The 23,385-nt window shown below is 71.1% G+C and carries 20 protein-coding genes; 12 read left to right on the plus strand and 8 right to left on the minus strand.

Annotation, left to right across the window (positions count from 1 at the left end; translation table 11 throughout):
* Position 1: 1 nt before the first annotated feature.
* Complete coding sequence (locus Aco04nite_RS01435; RefSeq protein WP_212995377.1) at positions 2–217, plus strand: hypothetical protein; 216 nt, start codon at positions 2–4, stop codon at positions 215–217.
* Here the strand turns inward: Aco04nite_RS01435 and Aco04nite_RS01440 are convergent.
* Positions 214–1,371 carry a homogentisate 1,2-dioxygenase gene (locus Aco04nite_RS01440; RefSeq protein WP_212995378.1) on the minus strand — a complete coding sequence of 386 codons (1,158 nt, stop codon included), beginning with the start codon at positions 1,369–1,371 and terminating at the stop codon, positions 214–216. The genes Aco04nite_RS01435 and Aco04nite_RS01440 overlap by 4 nt on opposite strands.
* A 77-nt stretch (positions 1,372–1,448) precedes the next feature.
* Between Aco04nite_RS01440 and Aco04nite_RS01445 the strand changes: the two genes are divergently transcribed.
* The 4 genes from Aco04nite_RS01445 to Aco04nite_RS01460 are packed head-to-tail and all read left to right on the plus strand — an operon-like array spanning position 1,449 to position 4,985.
* A complete protein-coding gene (locus Aco04nite_RS01445; protein WP_212995379.1) occupies positions 1,449–2,291 on the plus strand; it encodes a hypothetical protein in 843 nt (280 codons plus the stop codon).
* Positions 2,288–3,382 (plus strand): fumarylacetoacetate hydrolase family protein, encoded by a 1,095-nt coding sequence (locus Aco04nite_RS01450; protein WP_212995380.1) that lies wholly within the window; start codon positions 2,288–2,290, stop codon positions 3,380–3,382. Before Aco04nite_RS01445 ends, Aco04nite_RS01450 begins: the two co-directional genes overlap by 4 nt.
* 26 nt (positions 3,383–3,408) lie before the next feature.
* Positions 3,409–3,867: an SRPBCC family protein gene (locus Aco04nite_RS01455; RefSeq protein WP_212995381.1), complete on the plus strand. Its 459-nt coding sequence runs from the start codon at positions 3,409–3,411 to the stop codon at positions 3,865–3,867.
* A 14-nt stretch (positions 3,868–3,881) separates the two neighbouring features.
* Entirely contained in the window at positions 3,882–4,985 is a 1,104-nt protein-coding gene (locus Aco04nite_RS01460) for an outer membrane protein assembly factor BamB family protein (RefSeq protein WP_212995382.1), read from the plus strand.
* 116 nt (positions 4,986–5,101) lie between these two features.
* Here Aco04nite_RS01460 and Aco04nite_RS01465 read toward each other — a convergent pair whose 3' ends face one another.
* Complete coding sequence (locus Aco04nite_RS01465) at positions 5,102–5,305, minus strand: hypothetical protein (protein ID WP_203843187.1); 204 nt, start codon at positions 5,303–5,305, stop codon at positions 5,102–5,104.
* Positions 5,306–5,398: 93 nt separating this feature from the next.
* Between Aco04nite_RS01465 and Aco04nite_RS01470 the strand changes: the two genes are divergently transcribed.
* Positions 5,399–6,160, plus strand: a complete 762-nt coding sequence (locus Aco04nite_RS01470; protein WP_212995383.1) for an SMP-30/gluconolactonase/LRE family protein — start codon at positions 5,399–5,401, stop codon at positions 6,158–6,160.
* Positions 6,161–6,162: 2 nt separating this feature from the next.
* Here Aco04nite_RS01470 and Aco04nite_RS01475 read toward each other — a convergent pair whose 3' ends face one another.
* Positions 6,163–7,275, minus strand: a complete 1,113-nt coding sequence (locus Aco04nite_RS01475; RefSeq protein WP_212995384.1) for an ROK family protein — start codon at positions 7,273–7,275, stop codon at positions 6,163–6,165.
* A gap of 52 nt (positions 7,276–7,327) precedes the next feature.
* Between Aco04nite_RS01475 and Aco04nite_RS01480 the strand changes: the two genes are divergently transcribed.
* Entirely contained in the window at positions 7,328–8,539 is a 1,212-nt protein-coding gene (locus Aco04nite_RS01480) for an MFS transporter (RefSeq protein WP_212995437.1), read from the plus strand.
* A gap of 216 nt (positions 8,540–8,755) precedes the next feature.
* Here Aco04nite_RS01480 and hisC read toward each other — a convergent pair whose 3' ends face one another.
* Genes hisC through hppD form a run of 4 tightly spaced genes read right to left on the minus strand, consistent with a single transcriptional unit; the run spans position 8,756 to position 13,071 of the window.
* Positions 8,756–9,835, minus strand: coding sequence for a histidinol-phosphate transaminase (gene hisC, locus Aco04nite_RS01485; RefSeq protein ID WP_212995385.1), 1,080 nt, complete (start codon positions 9,833–9,835; stop codon positions 8,756–8,758).
* Positions 9,832–11,097, minus strand: a complete 1,266-nt coding sequence (locus tag Aco04nite_RS01490) for an RDD family protein (RefSeq protein WP_212995386.1) — start codon at positions 11,095–11,097, stop codon at positions 9,832–9,834. The genes hisC and Aco04nite_RS01490 overlap by 4 nt, the downstream gene beginning before the upstream one ends.
* Entirely contained in the window at positions 11,094–11,906 is an 813-nt protein-coding gene (locus tag Aco04nite_RS01495; protein ID WP_244875663.1) for an RDD family protein, read from the minus strand. The genes Aco04nite_RS01490 and Aco04nite_RS01495 overlap by 4 nt, the downstream gene beginning before the upstream one ends.
* 10 nt (positions 11,907–11,916) lie before the next feature.
* Positions 11,917–13,071: a 4-hydroxyphenylpyruvate dioxygenase gene (gene hppD, locus Aco04nite_RS01500; protein ID WP_212995388.1), complete on the minus strand. Its 1,155-nt coding sequence runs from the start codon at positions 13,069–13,071 to the stop codon at positions 11,917–11,919.
* Positions 13,072–13,159: 88 nt separating this feature from the next.
* Here hppD and Aco04nite_RS01505 point away from each other — a divergent pair, with 88 nt between their 5' ends.
* The 3 genes from Aco04nite_RS01505 (at position 13,160) to Aco04nite_RS01515 (ending at position 16,738) form a co-directional block, all read left to right on the plus strand.
* Positions 13,160–13,645: an Lrp/AsnC family transcriptional regulator gene (locus Aco04nite_RS01505; RefSeq protein ID WP_212995389.1), complete on the plus strand. Its 486-nt coding sequence runs from the start codon at positions 13,160–13,162 to the stop codon at positions 13,643–13,645.
* A gap of 63 nt (positions 13,646–13,708) precedes the next feature.
* Positions 13,709–15,022, plus strand: coding sequence for a PQQ-binding-like beta-propeller repeat protein (locus tag Aco04nite_RS01510; protein WP_244875664.1), 1,314 nt, complete (start codon positions 13,709–13,711; stop codon positions 15,020–15,022).
* 48 nt (positions 15,023–15,070) lie between these two features.
* On the plus strand, positions 15,071–16,738 hold the full coding sequence (locus Aco04nite_RS01515) for a fumarate hydratase (RefSeq protein WP_212995390.1): 1,668 nt from the start codon (positions 15,071–15,073) through the stop codon (positions 16,736–16,738).
* A 22-nt stretch (positions 16,739–16,760) separates the two neighbouring features.
* On the opposite strand, the gene Aco04nite_RS01520 is transcribed toward Aco04nite_RS01515, so the two are convergent.
* Positions 16,761–17,282, minus strand: a complete 522-nt coding sequence (locus Aco04nite_RS01520) for a hypothetical protein (protein ID WP_212995391.1) — start codon at positions 17,280–17,282, stop codon at positions 16,761–16,763.
* Positions 17,283–17,545: 263 nt separating this feature from the next.
* Here Aco04nite_RS01520 and Aco04nite_RS01525 point away from each other — a divergent pair, with 263 nt between their 5' ends.
* Both Aco04nite_RS01525 and Aco04nite_RS01530 read left to right on the plus strand, forming a co-directional pair.
* On the plus strand, positions 17,546–20,488 hold the full coding sequence (locus tag Aco04nite_RS01525) for an AfsR/SARP family transcriptional regulator (protein ID WP_244875665.1): 2,943 nt from the start codon (positions 17,546–17,548) through the stop codon (positions 20,486–20,488).
* Complete coding sequence (locus Aco04nite_RS01530; protein ID WP_244875666.1) at positions 20,485–23,337, plus strand: AfsR/SARP family transcriptional regulator; 2,853 nt, start codon at positions 20,485–20,487, stop codon at positions 23,335–23,337. Before Aco04nite_RS01525 ends, Aco04nite_RS01530 begins: the two co-directional genes overlap by 4 nt.
* Positions 23,338–23,385: the final 48 nt, after the last annotated feature.

Below are 23,385 nucleotides of genomic sequence, written 5' to 3' on the forward strand. Positions count from 1 at the left end.
GGTGAAGCTCGCCTCCGTTCGGGAGGCGAGCTTCACGGCATGCGACGCGGTCCTGTTCGGGCACGCCGGACAGCGTCACGATCAGGGAATCGATGGGTGCGAGGTCGGCGGCGAGGCTGGTCACGGCCGTCGCGTCGTTGCCGTCCAGTTGGTGAGCGCTTCCGTGCCGAGTTCCTCGACCGCCGGCGTGCTGCGCTCGGCTCTCCTGACCACCTAGGTTCGGTTCCAGGTCCAGGCATAGCCGCTGTCCTCGACCGAGAGGCCGGCGTCGCACAGATCGAGCGGGCGGAAGGTGTCGACCATGACGGCCAGTTCGTCGAAGGCCTCGGCGCCGATCGCCCGCTCGACCGCGCCCGGCTGGGGCCCGTGGGTGAAGCCGGACGGGTGGAGCGAGATCGAGCCCTGTTCGATGCCCGAGCCGCGGCGGGCCTCGTAGTTGCCGCCGGTGTAGAACATCATCTCGTCGGAGTCGACGTTGTGATGGTTGTACGGCACCGGGATCGCCAGCGGGTGATAGTCGACCTTGCGGGGCACGAACGAGCAGACCACGAAGTTGGGGCCCTCGAACGTCTGGTGCACGGGCGGGGGCTGGTGCACGCGGCCGGTGATCGGTTCGAAGTCGTGGATCGAGAACGCCCACGGGTAGAGGCAGCCGTCCCAGCCGACGACGTCGAAGGGGTGGTGGGCGTACACGTGGCGGGTCCAGCCCGCACGGTGCCGCACGTACACCTCGACGTCCTCGCCATCGACCTGCAGAGGCGCAACGGGCGCGCGCTGATCACGTTCGCAGTAGGGGGCGTGTTCGAGGAATTGCCCGCGTACGGAGAGATAACGCTTGGGGGGTCCGATGTGCCCGGTCGCCTCGATGGTGAGAATCCGGACAAGTCCTTCGGGCACGATTCGGTGCACGACCGAGGTCGGAATGACGACATAGTCGCCGGCTCCGACGGAGAGCGCGCCGAAGGTCGTCTCGATCGTCGCCGAGCCCTCCTCGATGTAGAGGCACTCGTCGCCGACCGCGTTGCGATAGAGCGGTGACGGGCGGTCCGCGATCGCGTAGCCGATCCGTACATCGCCGTTGGCGAGCAGTGGAATCCGGCCCAGCACGGCGTCGGCCGGGCCGGCGCCGAGCTTGTGCGTGCGCAGGTGCCGGGGCTTGAGCGGCAGATTCGGGGTCTGTCCGCCGCCCGGGTGCTCGTAGACCTCGGCCGCCGTGATCGCCGTCGGCGGATAGCGGTGATAGAGCAGCGACGAGTCGGAGGAGAAGCCCTCCTGACCCATGAGCTCCTCGGCATAGAGTCCGCCGTCCGGCCGGCGGAACTGGGTGTGCCGCTTGCGGGGGATCTCCCCGGCAGTGCGGTAGTAGGGCATCGTTGCCACCACCCTTAGGAAACTGACATTACGGACGGTGTTGTCCGGCTCTCGCAGCGTCCATTAGGTTCAGTTTCGTGTCAACGCTGGTGCCGCCGCTCTTCGCAGGGCTCGTGGACGACGCTTCCGTGCTTCCGCCGGGCGTCGTCACGGTGGCTGACGCCGTCGACGCCCACCGCAAGCACCTGGCCGCCTGGTATGCGCCGATGATCGGTGCGCTGCTCGTGCCCGCGTCGCAAGCGGCCTTCGAGGTGTCACCCCGCGGTCTCTCCGTCGCCGTGGTGAACGACGGCCCGATCGGCGCCCTCCCGCCGGCCGTCGCGAAGTTACGGGCGAGCGGCGCGGTGGTCGGCCAGGTCGAAGCGCTGGTCGCGCGGCGCGGTGAGGACCCCCAACCCGGCCTGGTCGCGCTGCGGGAGTTCGCTGCCGGCGAGAACGACCTCGATGTGTACGCCGAGATCCCGCTGAGCTGGGGCCTGCTCGCCGCCCTCGACACCCTCGCCTCGGCGCAACCGGGTCCGGCCATCCGTCCCAAGTTCCGCATCGGCGGGCTGGCCGCGGAGCTCTTCCCCACCCCGGTCGAGCTGGCCGCCGTCATCTGCGCCTGCCGCGACCGGGACCTGCGGTTCAAACTCGCCGCCGGGATGCGGCACGCTCTGCGGCACACCGACCCGGAGACCGGCTTCACCCATCACGGCTTCCTCAACGTGCTGGTCGCCGCCGCGCTGGCGGTGGACGGCGGGGAGGTGGCCGATGTCGCGGAGGTGCTCGCGGCCACCCATCCGGTGCCGCTCGTCGAGCCCGCCCGGGCCCGGCGCGCCCAGCAGCGGCCGCTCTGCGTCGGGTTCGGCACCGTCAACGTGCTGGAGCCGCTGACCGAGCTGGTCCGCCTCGGCCTGGTCAACGGGGGCTACGAATGACACTTTTCGGGCTCGACAACCTTCCTTACGGCGTTTTTTCTGTTAAATCGGGCGTCAGGAGGATCGGTGTCCGGTTCGGCGACGCCGTGCTGGACCTGACCCACCTGGGCGGGGTCTTCCAGCAGCCCACGCTCAACCCGCTGATGTCCCTCGGCCATCCACGCTGGGCCGAACTGCGCGCCCAGATCACTGAGCAGGCGCCGGACCTGCCCAGGATCCCGCTCGACACGGTGAGCCTCCACCTGCCGTTCGACGTCGCCGACTACACCGACTTCTACTCCTCCGAGCACCACGCCACGAACGTCAGCCGGATCCTGCGCCCGAACAACCCGGGTCTGCCACCGGCGTGGAAGCGGCTCCCGATCGGCTATCACGGCAGGTCCGCGACGGTCGTGGTCTCCGGCACGCCCGTCGAGCGCCCGCACGGGCAGCTGGGCGTGGACGTCTTCGGGCCCTCCGAGCGGCTCGACATCGAGGCCGAGGTGGGCTTTGTCGTGGGCACACCGGGCCGGCGCATCGCCACGGGGGACTTCGCCGAGCACGTCTTCGGCGTGGTGCTGGTCAACGACTGGTCGGCCCGGGACATCCAGGCGTTCGAGAACCAGCCGCTCGGTCCGTTCCTGTCCAAGTCGTTCGCCACGTCGGTGTCCCCGTGGGTGGTGCCGCTGGACGCGTTCGCGTCGCTGGCCGCCCCGGCGCAGGATCCGCGGCCCCAGCCGTACCTGCTGCCGCCCGGTCCCGCACTTGATGTTGACCTGCGGGTGGAATGGAACGACACCGAGGTCAGCAACCCGCCGTACGCCCAGATGTACTGGACGGCCGCGCAACAACTCGCCCACCTCACCGTCAACGGCGCCTCGGTGCGCACCGGCGACCTCTACGCCTCGGGCACGGTTTCCGGCCCGGCCCGGGAGCAGGCGGGCTCGTTCCTGGAGCTGACCAGCAACGGTGAGCAGCCGGTCAAGCTCGCCGACGGCGCCGAGCGTTCCTTCCTGCTGGACGGCGACACCGTCACGATCAGCGCCACGGCAGCCGGTGCGGGTGGTGCAAGAATCGGCCTCGGTGAGGTAACCGGAACTGTCTGTCCCTAGTCGGCGACTCCCCGTACGGTTACCCCATGTCCACGGTCGCGGTGACCCGCCTGATCGAGGCACCCGTCGTCACGGTCTGGCGTGTCTTCACCGACCTGCCCCGCCGCCGCGAATGGCTGTCCACGGTCACCAGGGTCGACATGCTCACCCAGGGACCCTTCGGGCGCGGCACGGTCTGGCGCGAAACGCGGACCATGGCCGACGGCGGCGAGGTCACCGAGGAATTCCGGGTACGCGAATGCGCCATCCCGGAACGCTTCGTGGTCGCCTCCCCGGGCCTCGGCGCCGACTATCGCATGACGTACTCGTTCACGCCGGTGATCGAGGGCCGGCACCGCGGCGGCACGATGGTCACCGTGGTCCAGGACGGCAGCCCCACCGCTCCCGCCGGACGGTTGCTGGCGTTGGTGTTCGGGGGGCTTGCCGCGCGTACGGTCGAGGGTGCCCTCCGCCGTGACCTGGACGACCTGGCCGCGGCCGCCTGAAATAGGGTCCGGGGGTGACCCGGAAACCGCTCGGCGTGCTGACTGCGATCGTCTTGCTCGCCGTCGCCGTCCTGATCGGCTGGCGGGTGCTGCGCCCGGCGGAGGTCGTGGAGGCGGCGAAGGACCCCTACCCGGTGGCCCAGATCCTGCCCGCGGGCGTGACCGGCAAGACCACGCTGGCCCCGCTGATCGTTGACGGACGCCTCCGGGTGTATGCGGGCGAGCGCTCGATCAAGGCGGACGCCCCCGTCGGAGCGCGGCTGATGATCACCCCGCGCTGGTCCTACCGGCGCTGGCCCGCGAAGCTCAGCGGGCTGGTCGCGATCGGCGCCACGGTCGTGAGCCGGTGGGACGACGGGTTGCTGGTCGCGCTCGATGGGCGTACGGGGAAGGTGCTCTGGAAAGCGAACGGCCCGGCGGCGGCAGCCTTCACCGGCCGCACGGGTTCCGACGCGGTCTACGCACCCCCCGGCCTGTTCACCTCGGACAGCAGCGTCCTGACCCTCGACCGCAAACAACTGACGGCATGGTCCGTTTCGGACGGCACCCAGCGCTGGAGCACCCCTCTCCCGGCGGGCTGCAGCGCCGGCTTCACCACCGTCGGCGGCAGCTTCGCGTGCGGCGAGGGCGCCTGGGACATCGCCACCGGAAAACCGCTGCGCTCCTGGCCGGTCGGCCCGTCAACCCCGGTGGGCTGCGAGGTGGCCAGCTCCGCCTGCCCCGGCCTGCGCGACGCGGCCGGCCAGGAATGGGACGTCACCACGGCCGAGCCCACCACCGGCGGACTGCACCTCACCACGGACGGGGGCGCGGTCACCGCATCGGGCACGGCCGTCTGGCGCTGGCCTTCCCGAGCCACGATCCTGGGGGTACGCGGGGAGCACGTCATCCTGCTCGCCGGCGTCGACCTCGTCGTGCTGGACGCCCGAACCGGCGCTCAACTGTCGCGCTTCCCGCTCTACGTCTCCGACGAGCGCGTCGAGCCGTGGAAGCCGTACCGCTGGCAACTGACCGGCACCTGGCTGGCCCTCGAACGCCTGCGCCCGGGTGCGGGAACCGACCCGTCGGAGCCGAACCACTTCTACACGATCGACCCGGTCATCATCGCCGCGCTCTGAAAACTGTCACAGGGTCTATTTAGGATCAGAAAGAGTTCGCCGTCGGCGGCGCCCGCGAGGCGGAACGCGCGTCGCGGAGCAACGACGTGGTGTCGTCGCTCCGCTTTCGCGGTCGGTCAGTCGGTGACCGGTGCGTTGATGCGGCCGGAGGCCTTCTTCTGGTGGATGACGGCATAGGTTTCTGCGAGGTTGAGCAGCTGGGTGGCGCTCAGGTTCGCCTCCGCCCCGGCGAGGATCCGCTTCATCAGGGTCACCTTTGCTCGCAGCACGAGGTGCTTTTCCTCGTCCACCAACTTGTCCAGCTCGTCGCCGGTTGCCACAGGCGCTCCCTTCGGTCCGGCCCACCCGGGGATCGGGGTGAGCCGCAACCCCAAACGAGCGGCGGCGGCGCTGGTGACGCTTAGCCTGGCTTGATGGGCGATGCTCGGGTGGTGCTGGACGGGTTGGTGTTCGGCGAGTCGGTGCGGTGGCATGCGGGGCGGGTGTGGTTCTGCGACTGGGGTGCCGGGCAGGTTGTCCGGGTCGTCGACGGCAAATCCGAGGTGGTTGCCCGGGTGGATGATTTTCCGTTCTGCGTCGACTGGCTGCCGGACGGACGGATGCTGACCATCACCGGCCGGGGTGTGCTGCTGCGCGACGGAACGCCGTTTGCCGCGCTGGAGTCGCCTTATCCGTGGAACGACATCGCGGTGGACCGGCACGGCAACGCCTTCGTGAACAACATCGGGTACGCCTTCGGGTTGGGTGAGCCGGCGCCCGGCACGATCACCGTTGTCACCCCGGACGGCGCGAGCCGGGAGGTCGCGGCAGGCCTGGAGTTTCCCAACGGGATGGCGGTTCTCGGCGACACGCTGATTGTCGCCGAGTCCCACGCTTCGCGTCTTTCGGCCTTCGAGATCGCCGTGGACGGCACCCTGAGTCGCCGTCGCATCTGGGCCACCGTCGAGGACTCCGCTCCCGACGGCATCTTCCCGGACCCGTCCGGCGCCATCTGGTACGCCGACGTCCCCAACAAGGAATGCGCCCTGGTCCGCGAGGGCGGCGAAGTCATCCGCCGCATCCCCTTCGACCGTGGCGCCTTCGACTGCGCCCTCGCAGGCAACACCCTCTACGCGGTCATCGCCCACTACCCCAGCGATTCCCCCTCAGGCCGGCTCGTCGCCGTCGACCTCTGAGCTCAGACCAGGGTGGTGAGCAGGGCGGTCCAGGCTTCTTCGGCGGCGCCGGCGAGGGGGCCGTCGTCGCCGAGGGTGGAGGGGAGGATGGGGGGTGGGTTTTCCCGGCGGAAGCCCATCAGGCCTGCTCGGTATGCCTGGTCGATGTGGGCCGGGGCGGCGGCGAGGAGGTCCGTGCCCAGGCCTCCGAGGGTGACCAGGTCCGGGTCGAGACCGTTGACCAGGCCTGCGATGCCTCGGCCGAGGGCGGTGGCGGCGGTTGCGGTTGCTGCTGCCGGGGCCGGGTCGGTGGAGGCGATGATGCGGCGGGCGTAGGAGATGGGGTCCCGGGGCTGGTGGTGGCCGAGGAGGCGGGCGAGGGCTGAGCCGTCGACGGCGGTGCCCCAGCAGCCGTAGGCGCCGCAGGGGCATTCGACCGTGGGGTCGCCGAAGGGCATGTGGCCGAATTCGCCGGCCGCGCCGAGGGCTCCGACCAGGACGCGGCCGCCGTCGACTACGGCGCCGCCCAGGCCGGCCTCGACTCGCAGGTGGAGGGCTACCGAGGCGCCCACCGCTGCGCCCCGGTGGGATTCCGCGCTGGCGGCCAGGGTGGCGTCGTTGCCTGCCACGAAGATCCCGGCTTTGGGCCAGATCGCGGCCAGGTCGACGTTTCGCCAGTTCAGGTTGCTGGCGTCGAGCATGAGGTCGCGGGAGACGGTGCCGGGGACCGCGATGCCGATGCCGCGGATGCGGTCGCCGTATTCCGTGCGGAGGCGGGACACCGCGGCGCCGACTGCCGCGACCACTTCGTCGCCGGTGCGGTCGCCGAGGTCTTCGCGGACGGTGGCCAGGGCGGCGCCGCCGAGTTCGACCACGTCGACCCGCCACTGTTCGTGGGTGATGGAGGTGGCGGCGATGAGGGGGCCGCGTGGGTGCGGGATGAGTGCCGTGGTCGGGCGGCCCCGGGAACCGCTCGGTGCCGCCGGCGTCTCGGCCAGGAGCTCGGCGTGGCCCAGCCGGCCGACGAGTTCCGTGGTCGCGCCGGTGCCGACGCCGATCAGCCGGGCCGCGTCTGCCCGGGTGACGCCGGGACGGGCATGGATCACTCGCAGCAGCTCTGTTGCGCGTGTCGTCACACCGTTCCCCCTTCTTAAGCTCGGATGTAGAGCATATTCTCGTACGGTGAAGATGAACCACCGCGGTGCAATCGTCGCCCTCGGCGCTGCCTGCTTTGCCTATGTCACGGCGGAAACCATCCCTGTGGGGCTGCTACCGGAGATCGCGTCCGGTCTGCGGGTCAGCGAGGCGGACGTCGGCCTGCTGCTGACGAGCTACGCACTCGTCGCCGGTCTGACCACCATCCCGCTGACCGCGTTGACCATGCGGGTCCCGCGGCACGTGCTGCTCGCCGTCACCCTGGGAATCTTCGCGACAGCGCAGTTGGTGGCAGCTTTCGCCCCCACCTTCCTCATCCTCGCCCTGTCCCGGCTGATCTGTGCGGTGGCGCACGGCGTGTTCTGGTCGACAGTCGCGCCGGTGGCCGCCAGGCTGGCCCCGGCCGGGCAGGCGGGCAAGGCGACCGCCATGGTCTTCCTCGGCAATTCGCTGGCCCTGGTGCTCGGTGTGCCGCTCGGGACGGCGCTCGGGCAGTGGCTGGGCTGGCGGGTCGCGCTGCTCGTGCTGGCGGGGATCGGGGTCGCCTGTGTGGCGGCGTTGCTGCTGGTGCTGCCCAAGCTTCCGCCGCTGCCGCACGACCTCGCCACCCGCGCCGGCGCGCAGCTGCGTAACTCGGTGCGGATCGCCCGCTCCGGGTCGGTCGCGGTGGTCTGCCTGCTCACCCTGGCGATCGTGGTCGGGCACTTCGCTGCTTACACGTACGTCGCGCCGCTCGTGCGCCGCGATGCCGGGCTCGAGGGCGGTGGGCTGAGCCTCGTGCTGCTCGGGTACGGCGCCGCGGGCCTGCTCGGCAACTGGCTCGTCGGCCGCTGGGTGGACCGGCGCCCGCGCCCGCTGCTCACCACGCTGATCTCGGCGATCGTGGTCTCGCTGGCGCTGCTGGTGCCGGTGCTCGGGCCGGTGCCGACGATCGCGGCGATCCTGGTCTGGGGCGGGGCGTTCACGGCGCTTCCGGTGGTGCTCCAGACGACGATCATGCGGGTGGCGCCGAAGGCACGGGAGTCGGCGTCGGCGGTGTACGTGGTCGCGTTCCAGGTCGGCATCGGCGGCGGCGCGTTCCTCGGCGAGCGGATGGTCAGCAACGGCCTGCTGGCGTGGCTCCCCGTGCTGGCTGCTCTGCTCGCCCTGAGCGCCGGAGTGGTCGTGCTGCTCGCCCGCCAGACGTTCCCGTCACACGCCCCGCACCACGACGAAGCCGACGACCACGTTCTGGTGCACGCCTGATTGTGATCCTGAAGCCTTTAGTCCGCGGCTCACCGGTGAAGCTGCCTCCATGGCCTCGCTGAAGAGGCTGAATTTGATCTTGAAAAGAGGGGCCACGCACGCAGAACGAAGGGCCCGGGGATCCGTTCTCGGAGCGCCAGCTCCTGGATCCTCGGGCCCGGCCTCGACGGGAGTTGCGGTCAGCACTACCCACCGAGCTACGACATCTTGATCTTTTTAGATCGCGGCTTTCTCGGCCACTGCGAGGAACGTGTCGTTTTCTTCGGGGGTGCCGATCGTGACGCGGACGCCGTCGCCTTGGAAGGGCCGGACGATCACTCCGCGCTGCTCGCAGGCCGCACCGAAAGCAGCGGCCCGGTCGCCCAGCGGGAGCCAGACGAAGTTGGACTGGCTCGACGGGACGTCGGGGAAGATCTTGCGGATCGCCTCGGTGACCCGGGCCCGCTCGTCGACGACGATGGCGCAGCGCCGCCTGACCTCGGCCTCCTGGTCGAGGGCCGCGAGTGCGGCGGCCTGGGCGACCATGCTGGTCGAGAACGGCGTGAGCACCTTGCGGATGGCACCGGCCACCTCGGGCTGCGCCACCAGATAACCGACCCGCAGGCCCGCCAGACCCCAGGCCTTGCTCAAGGTCCGGAGAACAACAACATTCGGTCGATCACCGTACGCGCGGAGCCCGTCAGGCACGTCCGCATCGGTGACGAATTCGCGGTATGCCTCGTCGAGCACCACGAGCGTGTCGTCGGGGACGGCGTCGAGGAACCGGTCGAGCTCGTCCTTGCGGGAGCTGGTGCCGGTCGGGTTGTTGGGGTTGCAGACGATCACGAGCCTGGTCCGGTCGGTGATCGCGCCGGCCATCGCGGGGAGGTCGTGCCCGTGCGCCGCGGTGTTCGGCACGCGGACGCTGGTGGCACCCACCCCGGCGGCGATGATCGGGTACGCCTCGAACGAGCGCCACGAGTACACGACCTCGTCACCCGGCAGGCACGTCGCCTTGACCAGGTGCTCGGCGAGCGCCACCGAGCCGCCACCGGTGACGATGCGGTCAGCGTCGACGTCCAGCCAGCCGGCGAGCTTGTCGCGCAGCGCCACCGAACCGGCGTCCGGGTAGCGGTGCGACTGGGTGACCGCCTCCGCGATCGCCTCGGCCACGCCGGGCAGCGGCCCGAACGGCACCTCGTTGCTGGCCAGCTTGATCGCCTCGGCGAGGCCGAGCTCGCGGGCCACATCCGCGACGTTCCGGCCGGCCACGTACGCGGGCAGCGCGTCCAGGTCCGCGCGCGTCAACCTGGTCATCGTCGTCCTCCGGTCGGGTCGTTCTCGTTCTCGGGCTTGAGCTGCGCCGGCGGCTGGGCGTGCCCGGGCGGGGCCATGACCACCACGGTGCCGGCCGACTTGTCATGCAGGGCCTGGTGCAGCTTCTGGTCGAAGAGCACCGACCCGGAGTCGATCAACTGGGCCAGGAACCCGACGCCGTAGCAACTCCACAGCGGCGTCCACATCCCGAGCCGGCCCCAGCGCCGGAACGCCCGCCCGAAGCCGAGCGCGGAGGTGTCCTCCACCTTGACCACCTTGACCCCGAGCAGCCGTTTGCCCAGCGTCTGCCCGCTGTTGGCCAGCGCGGGGACTTCGTAGGCGAACCAGAGCGCCGTGGTCACCACCAGGATGGTCAGCATGATGTAGCTCGACCGGGCCGAGGCGGCTTCGGGCGTCGCCAGGGGGTCCTCCATCGTCGCGCGGAAGATCGGTTCCACTTCCTGCCACCACTGGTACGCCAGCCAGCCGTTCACCAGCACGTTCAGCACGAGCACCGCGACGATGTCGATCAGGCGCGCTACGAGGCGACGACCGAGCCCGGCCAGCGGGAGGCCGTGCGGGCGGGCCTGGACCTGGTAGGGGAACGGGTACGCCTGCATCGGGAAGCCGGGCGGCGGCGTCCAGCCTGCCGGGGGCGTCCATCCGGGCGGCGGCTGCCATCCCGGTTGGGGCTGCCACCCGGGCTGGGGCTGCCATCCGGGCTGGGGCTGCCATCCGGGCGGGGCCTGCCCTGGCTGAACCGCTCCTGGGTTTCCCGGGCCGGGATAAGGGGCACCGGGGTAGCCCGCGCCTGGCTGGGCCGCGCCTGGCTGACCAGCGCCTGGGTTGGTCGCGCCTGGATGACCAGCGCCTGGGTTGGTCGTGCCTGGCTGGGTTGAGTCAGGGTTGGTCGCGCCGGGGTGGGTCGGTGGGGGCTGCCAGCCGGGGGGTGCCCAGCCCGGGGGCGGGGTCCAGCCGGGGGGTGGGGTCCAGCCCTGCGGGGGTGCCCAGCCCTGCGGCGGCGTGCTGCCTGCGGCCGGATACTGCGGGCTGGGCGCAGGTGTGGGCTGCCCGATTTGTACGGCCTGGGAGGCGGGCGCAGGATCGGGGTCGGGGGTCGGGGGCTCCTCGGCGGGCGGGGGGCCGTCGGGCGGGGTCTGGTCCGCCGGGATCGCCTTGCCGAGCCAGCCCTCGCCGTCCCACCAGCGCTGGGTCTCGGGGTCGGCCGGGTCCTTGTACCAACCGGCGGAAAGCGAACTCATGGCGCAACCTTTATCACGACTGTCCCTGCGGCCTTGTCGTGCAGGGTCTGCTGGTAGGGCTTGTCCGACAGTTGCCAGAGGCCGTCCACGAAGCTGAAGAACGGGACGAGGCCACCGACGAATTCCACCAGGTAGCGCTTGGCGGCGCGGCCCCGGGTGAGCTTGGCGCCGGGTTCGAGCGGGACCACCTGGAGCTTGAGCCACTTCTTGCCGAACGTCTGGCCGCCGCGGTACATCATCTCGACGTAGTAGACGTAGTACGCGATGAGGACGAACAGGACGAGACCCAGCTCCAGCAGCAGGAACGGGACGAAGAGATCGTCGATGAAGGCGCTCGGGTCCGGCGTTGCGTACGGGTCGCTGTAGGTCGTCGCCATGTTGTCGAACGTGCTGGTGATCAGCCAGATGTAGATCGGCAGGAACAGCACGGTCGCCACGGCCGACAGGAGAGCGCTGTCGATCATGTACGCCAGCAGGCGCGTCCCGAAGTCGGCCAGCGGCCGTCCGTCGGGGCTCAGCGGCACCGGCATCGGCCGATAGCCGTGCGGCCCCGATCCGGGAGGCGGCGGCCAGTAACCGCCGGGCGGGGGCGGGCCGTACCCGGACGGCGGCGGGCCGTACCCGGCTGGCGGCCCGTATCCGGGCTGGGGCGGGCCATAACCGCCGGGCTGGGGTGGCACGTGGCCGGTCGGCTGGGGCGGGCCGTAGCCCGGCTGGGGTGGGGGGAGGGCGCCGGGCGGCGCCGGGGCGCCGACCGGCCCGGTGCCGGGCCGGCCCGCGTCCGGGGCGTCGTCTTGTGCTGCGGTCACGCTGACAGTGTTACAGGTTTCCGCGAAGCTCTTGTTCCCGCTCGATGGCCTCGAAGAGCGCCTTGAAGTTGCCCTTGCCGAAGCCGAGTGACCCATGTCGCTCGATCAGCTCGAAGAAGACCGTCGGCCGGTCCTGGACCGGCCGCGTGAAGATCTGCAGCAGGTAACCGTCCTCGTCCCGGTCGACCAGGATCGAGCGCTTCTTCAGCTCCTCGATCGGGGCCCGCACCTCGCCGATGCGCGCCCGCAGTTCCGGGTCGTCGTAGTACGAGTCGGGGGTGTCCAGGAACTCACATCCGGCGGCCCGCATCGCGTCGACGCTGGCGATGATGTCGTTGGTCGCGACGGCGACGTGCTGGGCGCCCGGGCCGCCGTAGAACTCGAGGTACTCGTCGATCTGCGACTTGCGCTGGGAGACGGCGGGCTCGTTGAGCGGGAACTTCACCTTGCGGGTGCCGTCCGCGACGACCTTGCTCATCAGGGCCGAGTAGTCCGTGGCGATGTCGTCGCCGATGAACTCGGCCATGTTGGTGAAGCCCATCACGCGGCGGTAGAACTCCACCCACTCGTCCATCTTGCCGAGCTCGACGTTGCCGACGACGTGGTCGACCGCCTGGAAGAAGCGCTTGGGCTGCAGGCCGGCGTCGATGGCGGGCTGCCGGTCGACGATCGGGCCGCGGGCCACGAAGCCGGGCAGGAACGGGCCCTCGTAACCGGACCGGTCGATCAGGGTGTGCAGGGTGTCGCCGTACGTCGAGATCGCCGCGACCCGGATCGTGCCGTGCTCATCCTTGACGTCGTGCGGCTCGGTGACCCCGCGGGCGCCGGCCGCGACGGCGTGGGCGTACGCCTTGTCGACGTCCGGGACGGCCAGGGCGATGTCCCGGATGCCATCGCTGTGCTTGGCGACGTGATCGCTGCCCGGGGCTCCGGCGTGGACGGCGCCCGTGATCAGGAACCGGGCGTTTCCGCTGACCAGGACGTACTCGGCGTGGTCGCGGTAACCCTGCTCGGGCCCGCGGTACGCCACGCAGGTCATCCCGAACGCGGTCGAGTAGTAGTGGGCCGCCTGCTTCGCGTTGCCCACGAGGAACTGGAGGTGGTCGACGCCCTTGACGGGAAAGACGTCCTCGGTCGATGTGGCGTTCTCCAGCGTCTGCGTCATGAGGTGACGTTGACGCAGGTCACAGCGCTGGGCAACAGTGGGAATTTCCGTTGGTCAGTCTGCACATTCGGTAGGGTCTGAAGTCACTATGGCTGTACAAGATGTCCACCTCGACGCGCTCGATGGTCAACTCCTGGGACTGCTCACCGAGGAGCCGCGCATCGGCGTGCTCGAGATCTCGCGACGCCTCGGCGTCGCCCGCGGCACGGCACAGGCCAGGCTGGACAAGTTGCTCGCCCGCGGAGCGATACGCGGCTTCGGCCCGGAGGTGTCACCGGCCGCCATCGGGTTCGGGGTGATGAGCTTCGTGACCCTGGAGATCTCCCAGCGCTACGGGCACGCCGCGGTCACCGCCCACCTGGCGGAGATCCCGGAGGTGCTGGAGGCGCACACGATCACGGGCAGCGGCGACCTGATGTGCCGGATCGTGGCCCGGTCCAACGCCGACCTCCAACGGGTGATCGATCAGATCGTCGGGTACGCGGGCATCGTCCGCGCCTCCACGATCGTCGCGCTCGCCGAGCAGATTCCGTACCGGACGATGCCCCTGGTCAGAGCCGCCAGCGGGGCATAAGGCTCCGACACGGGCTTATCGGGCTGATTCCCCCGCGCTGTGGATCTCAGTACCGTGTCGGACGTGGCATCTACCGGCGCGAAGGGCGCGGCTCTCATCGGCGTCGTGGCTGTCGTCGTGCTGGCCACCACCGGAGTGTGGAACCCCTGGCCGAACGTCTGGTCGTGGGTGACCCAGAGCGACCCGATCGCCGAGGGGGTCGCGAGCTGGCAGGCCCCGATCGGTGGCTCCCCGCACAGCATCACGATCACCGGCGGCTCGGTGATCGTCGAATACCGCACTTCCGTCGAGGCGTACGGCCTGACCGCCGGCGTGAAGCTCTGGAAGTCCGACGCCGACTGGGCCGGGGTCGCCGGAAGCGGCGGTGACGCCGTGGTCGTGGTCGGCCGCCTGCTCACCAAGGGTTACGAGGTGCTCGACCCCGCCACGGGAGCGGTCCGGCGCCGCGACACCGACGCGACGGCGGTCTGGACGTATTCGGACATGATCCTCGACATGCGCTGCCTGAAGGCCGGGGCGTGCGAGCTGAGCGCGTGGGAGCCGCACGGCAGCAAACCGGAGTGGACGGTGTCGACGCCCGGTATCGGCTTCGTGCTCAACGCGTCGAACCCGGATCTGCCCGACACCCAGCCGATCAGCGCCGCGCAGATCGACTCCCACGCCGCCGGCCCGCAGGCGCTGCCCGACCTGATCGGGCTCCCCGGCGACGGCAGGATCCAGGTCATCGACACCGCGCGGGGACGGGTGTCGCAGACCCGCACGCCCGCCCGCGACCAGCGCGTCGCGGTCGTCGGCAGCCGGGTGCTCACGGTCACGGGGGAGGCGCGTGACGGCACTTGCTACTACGACGTGACCGCCCATGACCCACCGAACGGGCGGACGGTGTGGCAGCGCGACGGGCTCAATCTGCGTACGGCGGACAACGGCTCGGACTGCAAGCAGGAACGGGACCCGGCCGGCGGCTCCGATGTGGTGCTCGGCGTCGACCCGTACGGGCGGCAGGAGCTGATCGCCGCGCACGACGGGCGCAACCTGTGGCGCGGTGAGGACGGGCAGAACGTGCTCGCCGTCAACAACTCGTACGCGCTCATCCGCAGCGCCGACAGCAAGACCCTGACCGCGCGGTCGTTCGGCCGGGGTTCGGTGGCGTGGCGGCGACCCGTCACCGCGGAATCGTCGGCGGGGATCACCACGTATGCCGCGATCATCTCCGATCCCAAGGCCGGGCGGCTGGTGGCGGTGAGTCCGCGTAACGGGGACGTGCTGATCGAGGCGCGTACCGATGCCAAGGTCTTCGCGGCCGGTCCGGCAGGCCTGATCCTGGTCTCCGGCCGGGACATGGCATACCTCCCATACCGGGCAACACCCGCGAAGTGACCCAGCTGGTTGGCACCCTCGGCGGGCGCTGGCCTAGGCTTTCCGGTCATGAGCAGAGCCGCCGCTTTCTCGTACTCGCCGTTGCTCCCCATCGGTGACGACACGACCGAATACCGCCTGCTCGCGGACGAGGGCGTCGACGTCGTCGAGGGCCCCGGTGGCCGGCGGTTCCTCACCGTGGAGCCCGAGCTGCTGACGCTGCTCACCGCCGAGGCCATGCACGACATCGCGCATTTCCTGCGCCCCGCGCACCTCGCCCAGCTGCGGTCCATCATCGACGACCCGAAGGCCTCGCCGAACGACCGGTTCGTCGCGCTCGACCTGCTGCGCAACGCGAACATCGCGGCCGGTGGCGTGCTGCCGATGTGCCAGGACACCGGCACGGCGATCGTCATGGGCAAGCGCGGCCGGCACGTGCTGACCGACGGCTCCGACGAGGAAGCCATCGCGCGCGGGGTCTACGAGGCGTACACCCGGCTCAACCTGCGGTATTCGCAGCTCGCTCCGCTGACCATGTGGGACGAGAAGAACACCGGGAGCAACCTTCCGGCGCAGATCGAGCTGTACGCGGAGGATCCCGGCGGCCAGCCCGACGCGTACAAATTCCTGTTCATGGCCAAGGGCGGCGGCTCGGCGAACAAGTCGTACCTCTATCAGGAGACCAAGGCGCTGCTGAACCCGGCGCGGATGATGGAGTTCCTCGACGAGAAGCTGCGGCTGATCGGCACGTCCGCCTGCCCGCCGTACCATCTCGCCGTCGTCATCGGTGGCACCAGCGGCGAGCACGCCCTCAAGACGGCGAAGCTCGCGAGCGCGAAGTACCTCGACAACCTGCCCCGCTCGGGCTCGATGACCGGTCACGGCTTTCGCGACGTGGAGCTGGAGGCGGCGGTCCTCGAGCTGACCCGCGACTTCGGCATCGGCGCCCAGTTCGGCGGTCGCTACTTCTGCCACGACGTGCGGGTGATCCGGTTGCCCCGGCACGGCGCGTCCTGCCCGGTGGCCATCGCCGTCTCCTGCTCCGCCGACCGCCAGGCGCTCGCCAAGATCACCCCTTCGGGTGTCTGGCTGGAGCGGCTCGAGCCCGACCCGGCCCGGTTCATGCCCGACGTCACCGACGACGGACTCGAGACCGACGAGGTGGTCCGGGTCGACCTGCGCCGCCCGATGGACGAGATCCGCGCGGAGCTGTCGAAATACCCCGTGAAGACCCGGCTGTCGCTGACCGGCCCGCTGGTCGTGGCCCGCGACATCGCCCACGCCAAGATCGCCGAGCGGCTGGACGCGGGCGAGCCGATGCCGCAGTACCTACGCGATCACGCGGTCTACTACGCAGGACCGGCCAAGACCCCCGAGGGGTACGCCTCCGGCTCCTTCGGACCGACCACTGCCGGCCGCATGGACGCGTACGTCGAGAAGTTCCAGGCAGCGGGTGGTTCCCTGGTCATGCTGGCGAAGGGCAACCGGTCGGGCCAGGTGACCCGGGCCTGTCAGTCGTACGGCGGCTTCTACCTGGGCTCGATCGGCGGCCCGGCGGCCCGGCTGGCCCAGGACTGCATCCGCCACGTCGAGGTGCTGGAATACCCCGAGCTCGGCATGGAGGCCGTGTGGCGCATCGAGGTGGAGGACTTCCCGGCCTTCATCGTGATGGACGACAAGGGCAACGACTTCTTCTCCGAGGTCACCAAGCCGGTCCTGAGCATCGGCCGCCGCTGAGCCGCTGAGCCGCTGAGGCCGATCAGGTCGCGCAGAAGCCGGTCACCGGGGTCATCCACTCCGTGATCTGGGCCTCGATGGTCTTCTCGAAGTCCTTCTCGGTCTTGATCTTGTCGAAGAACTTGGTGTCCGTGGCGCTGGCGGTGAGCTTGGCAGCCGAGGCGGCACCGGCGTCCTGGATCTTCGGATCCTGGGCCGCGGCGGTCTCCTTCTTCAGCTGGGCGCCGGCATCCTTGAGCTGCTTGCCCGCTGCCTTCTCGGCGGCGTCGGCTTCCTTGGTCTGCTTCTTCTCCTTGTACGCGATCATCTTGCCGATCTCCGTACCGAAGTCCTCGAGCTCGGTGTTGTAGATCTTCGTGACCTTGGCGCAGACCGCCCTGGTGTTCGCCGAGTAGTCCGGCGGCGGGGTCGTCGACGCCGGCGCCGACGAGGGTGTGACGATCGTCGGGGCCTCGGTCGCGGAGTCCGTGTCGCCGTCGCTGCTGCAGGCCGCTCCGCTGAGAAGCAGTCCACCGAACGTCACGGCGATGAGGGCGCGTCGCATAAAGATCCTGTTCGTCGGGGAAGTCCAAAAACCCCGCCGACGATACTTCCGCAGCTAGTCGCCGTCCAACTTCGCACAGCGACGGCCCCACGATGAACAGCTCGCCCACCATCCGGTGGACGAGCTGAACACCCCCGTTACGACCGCCCCGCCCCGTAGGGGGTGTCGGGTGCAGGAGCGGAGCGGCCGTTGCTCCCACAGAGTGTCTTGTGGCTCTCTCGTTCCACTGTCGTTGCGCTCTCACCGGCTAAGGTCGGAAATCGATGAGGCTCGGAGGTGGCGCGGTGCGGTTCGGCATTCTGGGGCCGCTCGTGGTGACCGACGACGCCCGCGAGGTCGCGATCACCGCGGGGCGGGACCGCACGGTTCTGGCGTTGCTGCTGCTGCAGCCCGGCCGGATCGTCGGTGTCGAGGAGCTGATCGACGCGGTGTGGGGCGACGACCCGCCCGTGACCGCCCGCGGTCAGTTGCAGACCTGTGTGTCGCGGCTGCGACGGGCGCTGCCGTGGGACGTGATCCGCACCGACCCGGCGGGATACGGCATCGCGGTGTCGCCGGACGACCTGGACGCCGGCCTGTTCACCCGGCTCACCACGCGGGCCGGCACCGATCCGGAGCGATATCGGCAGGCCCTGGCTCTGTGGCGCGGCCCTGCGCTCGCCGGGATCGAGGCCCGTGCCGTGCGCCGGCTCGCCGCCGTCCTCGACGAGCAGCGCGGTAACGCGGTCGAGGAGTGGATCGATCTCGAGCTGACAGCGGGGCGGGAGCGGGAGCTCGTCGCCGAGCTGACCGGCCTGGTCGAGGCATATCCGCTGCGGGAGCGGCTGCGCGCGCAGTTGATGCTCGCCCTGCATCGACTTGGCCGGCGCGCCGAGGCGCTCGCGGAATACCGCCGGGCTCGTCAGATCCTCCAGGAGCGGCTGGGCATCCAGCCGGGCCCGGAGCTGCAGGATCTGCATCGCCGCGTGCTGACCGGGGCCGACGAACCGGCCCCGGGCCAGGCCGGTGGCAAGACGGTCCGTAGCCTGCCCCGGACCGTCGGCGACTTCACCGGCCGGGACGAGACAGTGGACCGGCTAGTGGGTGCCGCGGCGCAGACCACGCTGCTGACGGTCGACGGGATGGCCGGGAGCGGCAAGACGACGCTGGCGTTGCGGGTCGCGGAGCTGCTCGCGGACGCGTACCCGGATGCCCAGCTCTTTCTCGATCTGCAGGGGCACAGCGAGGGCCGGCCGCTCGACCCGGCCGCGGCGGTGCTCGCCCTGCTGCGCCAGCTGGGCGTCGAGATGGACAGGGTGCCGCCCGGGCTGGACGCGCAGGCCGGTCTGTGGCGCTCCGAGCTGGCCCGCCGCCGGGCGCTGGTGATCCTGGACAACGCCGCGTCCAGCGCCCAGGTGCTCCCGCTGCTGCCGGCCTCGCCGTCGAACCTCGTCGTGGTGACCAGCCGGCGCAGACTGCTCGGCCTCGACGGCGGGCACCCCGAGTCACTGCCGGTCCTCGAGGAGGCGGAAGCCGTCGCGTTGCTCGGCCGGATCGTCGGTGAGCGGGTCGCCGCCGAGCCGGAGGCCGCCCTGGACCTCGTCCGGCGCTGCGGTTGCCTGCCGCTCGCGATCCGGCTCGCCGGGTCCCGGCTCGCCCACCGGCCACGATGGGCGGTGCACGATCTCGTCGGGCGGCTGTGGGAGTCGGCGCTTCCGGAGCTGGCGGCCGAGGACCGCAGCGTCGTGAACGCGTTCGCCCTGTCGTACGGTCAGCTGCCGGAGCCCGATCAGCAGTTGTTCCGGCTGCTCGGCCTGCATCCCGCCGACCGGTTCGGTGCCGTGTCGGTGGCCGCGCTCGCCGGCCTGTCCCTGACCCGGGCGCAGGAGGTCCTGGACGACCTGGTCGACGTGAACCTGATCGAGGAGCCGGCCCCGAACGTCTACCGGCTGCACGACCTGGTCCGCCAGTACGCCGTCCAGCTCGCCGAGACGATCGCGCCCGAGCGGCGTACGGCAGCGCTGGCCCAGCTGATCGGCCTGCACCTGGAGGCCAGCACCGAGCTCAACCGGCGCATCGAGCTGGGCGTCGGCTTCACCGGCGGCCCGCAGCCGAGGGACCGCCCCGAGCTGGTGGCGCGAGCCGTCGACGATCCCGGCTGGATGGAGGATCAGCGCCCTGCCCTGCTGGCGTTGATCCGGGCGGCGGCGCAGATCGGGGCGATCACCGACGGGTGGATGCTGGCCCGGGTCACGTGGCGCTTCCTGTACGAGCGCAACTACCACGACGACATGATCGCGGTGCAGGAGCTGGGCCTGGCGATGGCGCGCGAGGACGGGGACGAGCGCGGGATCGCGACCCTGAACAACTCCCTGGCCTCGGGCTACTACCGCGCCGGTCAGTACGCCCAGGCCGTGGAGCGGTTGACGGAGACGCTCACCCACGAGGTCCGGCTGGGTAACGCGACCGGTGAGGCGAGGGCGCGTTACAACCTCGGCGGGGTGCTGCAGCGGATGGGCCGGCCGCACGAGGCGCTGGCGGAGATCCAGCGCGCGTACGACCTGATGCGCGCCCGCCAGGATCTGTTCGGCCTCGCCCGCTGCAATTCCGGGCTGGCGGCGACCCGGCTCCTGCTCGGCCGGTGGCCGGAAGCCCTGCGCTCCGCCCGCCACACGCTGCAGGCCGCTGTCGAGACCGGGGACCGGGCGCTGGCCGCGTCCTCGCTGGTCGCGATCTCCGAGGCCCGGTTGGGGCTCGGCCAGACGGCGCAGGTCGAACGCGTGCTGATGTCCGTGCTGTGGTTCTCCCGGACGATCGGGTTCGCCTCCGCCCGGCCCGAGGCGTTGCATCTGCTCGGCCTCGTCGAGCTGCAGCGGGACCGTCCGCAGGCAGCCACCGAATGGTTCCTCGCCGCGCTGGACGACGCGCGGGGATCCGGCGACTGGCTGACCGTGGCCCACGCGGAGATCGGGCTCGGCCGGGCGGCCTGGGCACAGGGTGACACCGAGGTCGCCGTGCAGCGGCTCGGGCAGGCGCTGACGACGAGCCGCCGGATCCGTGCCGAGCTCGAGGAGGGCCGGGCCCTGCAGTGGCTGGGCGCCTGCACGGCGGCGAGCGACCCGGAGGCCGCGCGCCGTTACCTGTGGCGCGCGCTCGCGATCTTCGATCGGATGGGCGTGCCGGGAAGGGGCGAGGTCGAACGCGTGCTGGCCGGGCTCGACCGGTGACCGAGGTACGCCTGGGCATCCTGGGACCGCTCGTGGTGACCTACGGCGGTCTCGAGCTGGCGATCACCGCGGGGCGGGACCGCACCGTTCTCGCCATGCTGATCCTGCGCGCGGGGCGGATCGTCGGCGTCGAGGAGCTGATCAGCGCGGTGTGGGAGGACGGCCCGCCCGCCACTGCCCGGGCGCAACTGCAGACCTGTGTGTCGCGGCTGCGCCGGGTGCTGCCCGCCGGGATCATCCGTACCGACCCGGCGGGGTACGCCGTCGTGACGGCTCCGGAGGACCTGGACGCGGCGCGGTTCACCCGGCTGACCGAGCGGGCCCGCGCCGAGGGGAACACCCCGGACGAGGCGGCGAAGCTGTTCCGCGAAGCGCTGGCGCTGTGGCGCGGGCCCGCCCTGGTCGGTCTCGACGCGCGAGGTGTCCGCCGACTCGCCGCGGTGCTCGACGAACAGCGCGCGGCGGCGGTTGAGGACTGGATCGACGTGCAGCTGGCGGCCGGCCACGAGCGGGACCTTGTCGCCGAGCTCACCGGGCTGGTCGACAGTTTCCCGTTGCGCGAGCGGCTGCGCGCCCAGCTGATGCTCGTCCTGCACCGGCTCGGGCGACGGGCCGACGCTCTCGCGGAGTACGCCAGAACCGTCGAGCTGCTCCGCGAGGAGCTGGGCATCGAGCCGGGCCCCGCGCTGCGGGATCTGCACGATCGCATCGTGGCCGGGGAGGTGGCGCCCGCGCCGGCCGTCCGACCCCGGTTCGCGCCGGTCCGGAACCTGCCCCGTACCGTCGGCGACTTCACCGGGCGCGATGCGACGGTGGAGCGGCTGGTGCGGGCCGCCGCCGTGACGACGGTGCTGACCGTGGACGGCATGGCGGGCAGCGGCAAGACAGCCGTGGCGTTGCAGGCGGCGGAGCTGCTCAGGGGCGCGTACCCGGATGCTCAGCTCTTCATCGACCTGCGGGGATTCAGCGAGGGTGAACCGCTCGCCCCGGCCGCGGCCCTGCTGGATCTGTTGCGGCAACTGGGCGTCGCCGCCGACCGGATCCCGCCGGACCTCGACGGCCGGGCCGAGCTGTGGCGATCGGAGCTGGCGGGGCGCCGGGCCCTGGTGATCCTCGACAACGCGGAGTCCAGCGCCCACGTTGCCCGCCTGCTGCCGTCCTCGTCGGCGGGCCTCGTCGTGGTGACCAGCCGGCACCGGTTGCTGGGTCTCGACGGCGGCCACCCCGAGTCGTTGCCGATGCTCGACGAGCCGGAGGCCGTCGCCCTGCTCGGCAGGATCGCCGGCGTACGGGTGGCCGCCGAGCCCGAGGCTGCCCTGGAGGTCGTCCGGCGCTGCGGTCTCCTGCCCCTGGCCATCCGGCTCGCGGGTGCCCGGCTCGCGCACCGTCCCCGATGGGCGGTCGGTGACCTCGCCGCCCGGTTGAGCGCGTCGGCGCTCGCCGAGCTCGCGGCCGAGGACCGGACGGTGGCCGGTGCGATCGCGTTGTCGTACCGCCGGCTGCCGGAGCCGGCGCAGCGCTTGTTCCGGCTGCTGGGCCTGCATCCTGCCGAGCGCTTCGGTGTGGTGTCGGTCGCGGCGCTCGGTGGGCTGCCGTTGCCCGAGGCGCAGGACCTGATCGATGACCTGGTGGACGTACATCTGATCGAGGAACCGGACCCGCACCGCTACCGGCTGCACGAGCTTGTCCGGCAGTACGCGGCGAGCCTGGCGGAGTCCGACGGCCAGGCCCTGTCGCAGCTCCTCGACCTGCACCTGCACGCGACCGCGGAGCTGACCCGGGCCGGGATCGACCTGCCGCCCGCCGCTCGTCCCGATCTGGTCGCGCGGGCCGTCGCCGAGCCCGATTGGCTGGCGGAGCAGCGAACGAGCCTGGCGCCCCTGATCCGCGCCGGTGAACCCCGCGCCGCCTGGCAGCTGGCCCAGGTCAGTGGGAGCTACCTCTACCACCTCGGTCATCCGGAGGAACTCATCACCGTGCAGACCGAGGGCCTGGCCGCTGCGCAGCGCACCGGTGACCGGCGAGCGGTGACGCTGATCGGTGACTGCCTGGCCGCCGCGCTGGCCGGGGCCGGTCGGCTCGCCGAGGCCCTCGACCGGCTGGACACCGGCCGGGCCGCGATCCTGCTGGAACTCGGTCGGCAGCAGGAGGCTCACGCCGAGGCCGATCGCGTTTTCCAGGACCTCCGGCAGCAGGGGGCGAGCCCCGGCGCGGCAGCTCGGACATCCGGCCTGGCCCGCGTGCTGAACGAGCTCGGCCGTCACAGGGAGGCCCTCGGGTACGCCCGGGCCGGGCTGCAGGACGCCGTGGAACGCAAGCTCACCGGGCCGGTCGGTGTCTGCCTGTCGGATGTCGCCCGCGCCCGGATCGAGCTCGGTGACCTGGAACCCGCCGGGCGGCTGCTGGACGCTGCCGACGGGGTGCTGCGCAGGTCCGGCTTTCTGGTGGAACGGATCGAGGTGCTGCGACTGCGTGGCCTGCTCGAAGTCCGGCGGGGGCGGGCTGTGCGCGGCGCTGTGGCGTACGGTGCGGCACTCGACCTTGCCCGAGAGCTCGGCTGGCGGGTCGCGGTGCCGCTCGTCGCCAACGACCTCGGGGTGGCCCTGCTCGTGACGGGTGACTACGAGCGGGCCGGGGAGCAGCACGAACACGCCCTGAGCAGTGCCCAGCACACGGGCGCGCAGCTGCAGGAAGGGCGTGCGTTCGAGGGTCTCGGCGCCTGCGCGGCCGCCCGGGGCGACCCGGGCGCGGCGCGTCGCCACTGGTGGCACGCGCGGGGGATCTTCGATCGGATCGGCTCCCCGCGGCGGGACGAGGCCGACCGCCGGCTCGGGGAGCTGGACGCCTGAAGAGTGGCACGGATCAACTGCGTCCCGCCCTTCGCGGAGGGAGGATGG

The sequence above is a fragment of the Winogradskya consettensis genome, assembly GCF_018332715.1.
GTDB lineage: Bacteria > Actinomycetota > Actinomycetes > Mycobacteriales > Micromonosporaceae > Actinoplanes > Actinoplanes consettensis.

Excerpts from the sequence above, each read along its gene's own strand:
- Aco04nite_RS01470 (WP_212995383.1), top strand. The coding sequence starts at position 5,399 with ATGGGCGATGCTCGGGTGGTGCTGGACGGGTTGGTGTTCGGCGAGTCG.
- Aco04nite_RS01455 (WP_212995381.1), top strand. The coding sequence starts at position 3,409 with ATGTCCACGGTCGCGGTGACCCGCCTGATCGAGGCACCCGTCGTCACG.
- Aco04nite_RS01490 (WP_212995386.1), bottom strand. The coding sequence starts at position 11,097 with ATGAGTTCGCTTTCCGCCGGTTGGTACAAGGACCCGGCCGACCCCGAG.
- hppD (WP_212995388.1), bottom strand. The coding sequence starts at position 13,071 with ATGACGCAGACGCTGGAGAACGCCACATCGACCGAGGACGTCTTTCCC.
- Aco04nite_RS01505 (WP_212995389.1), top strand. The coding sequence starts at position 13,160 with ATGGCTGTACAAGATGTCCACCTCGACGCGCTCGATGGTCAACTCCTG.
- hisC (WP_212995385.1), bottom strand. The coding sequence starts at position 9,835 with ATGACCAGGTTGACGCGCGCGGACCTGGACGCGCTGCCCGCGTACGTG.
- Aco04nite_RS01480 (WP_212995437.1), top strand. The coding sequence starts at position 7,328 with ATGAACCACCGCGGTGCAATCGTCGCCCTCGGCGCTGCCTGCTTTGCC.
- Aco04nite_RS01515 (WP_212995390.1), top strand. The coding sequence starts at position 15,071 with ATGAGCAGAGCCGCCGCTTTCTCGTACTCGCCGTTGCTCCCCATCGGT.
- Aco04nite_RS01450 (WP_212995380.1), top strand. The coding sequence starts at position 2,288 with ATGACACTTTTCGGGCTCGACAACCTTCCTTACGGCGTTTTTTCTGTT.
- Aco04nite_RS01440 (WP_212995378.1), bottom strand. The coding sequence starts at position 1,371 with ATGCCCTACTACCGCACTGCCGGGGAGATCCCCCGCAAGCGGCACACC.
- Aco04nite_RS01520 (WP_212995391.1), bottom strand. The coding sequence starts at position 17,282 with ATGCGACGCGCCCTCATCGCCGTGACGTTCGGTGGACTGCTTCTCAGC.
- Aco04nite_RS01525 (WP_244875665.1), top strand. The coding sequence starts at position 17,546 with ATGAGGCTCGGAGGTGGCGCGGTGCGGTTCGGCATTCTGGGGCCGCTC.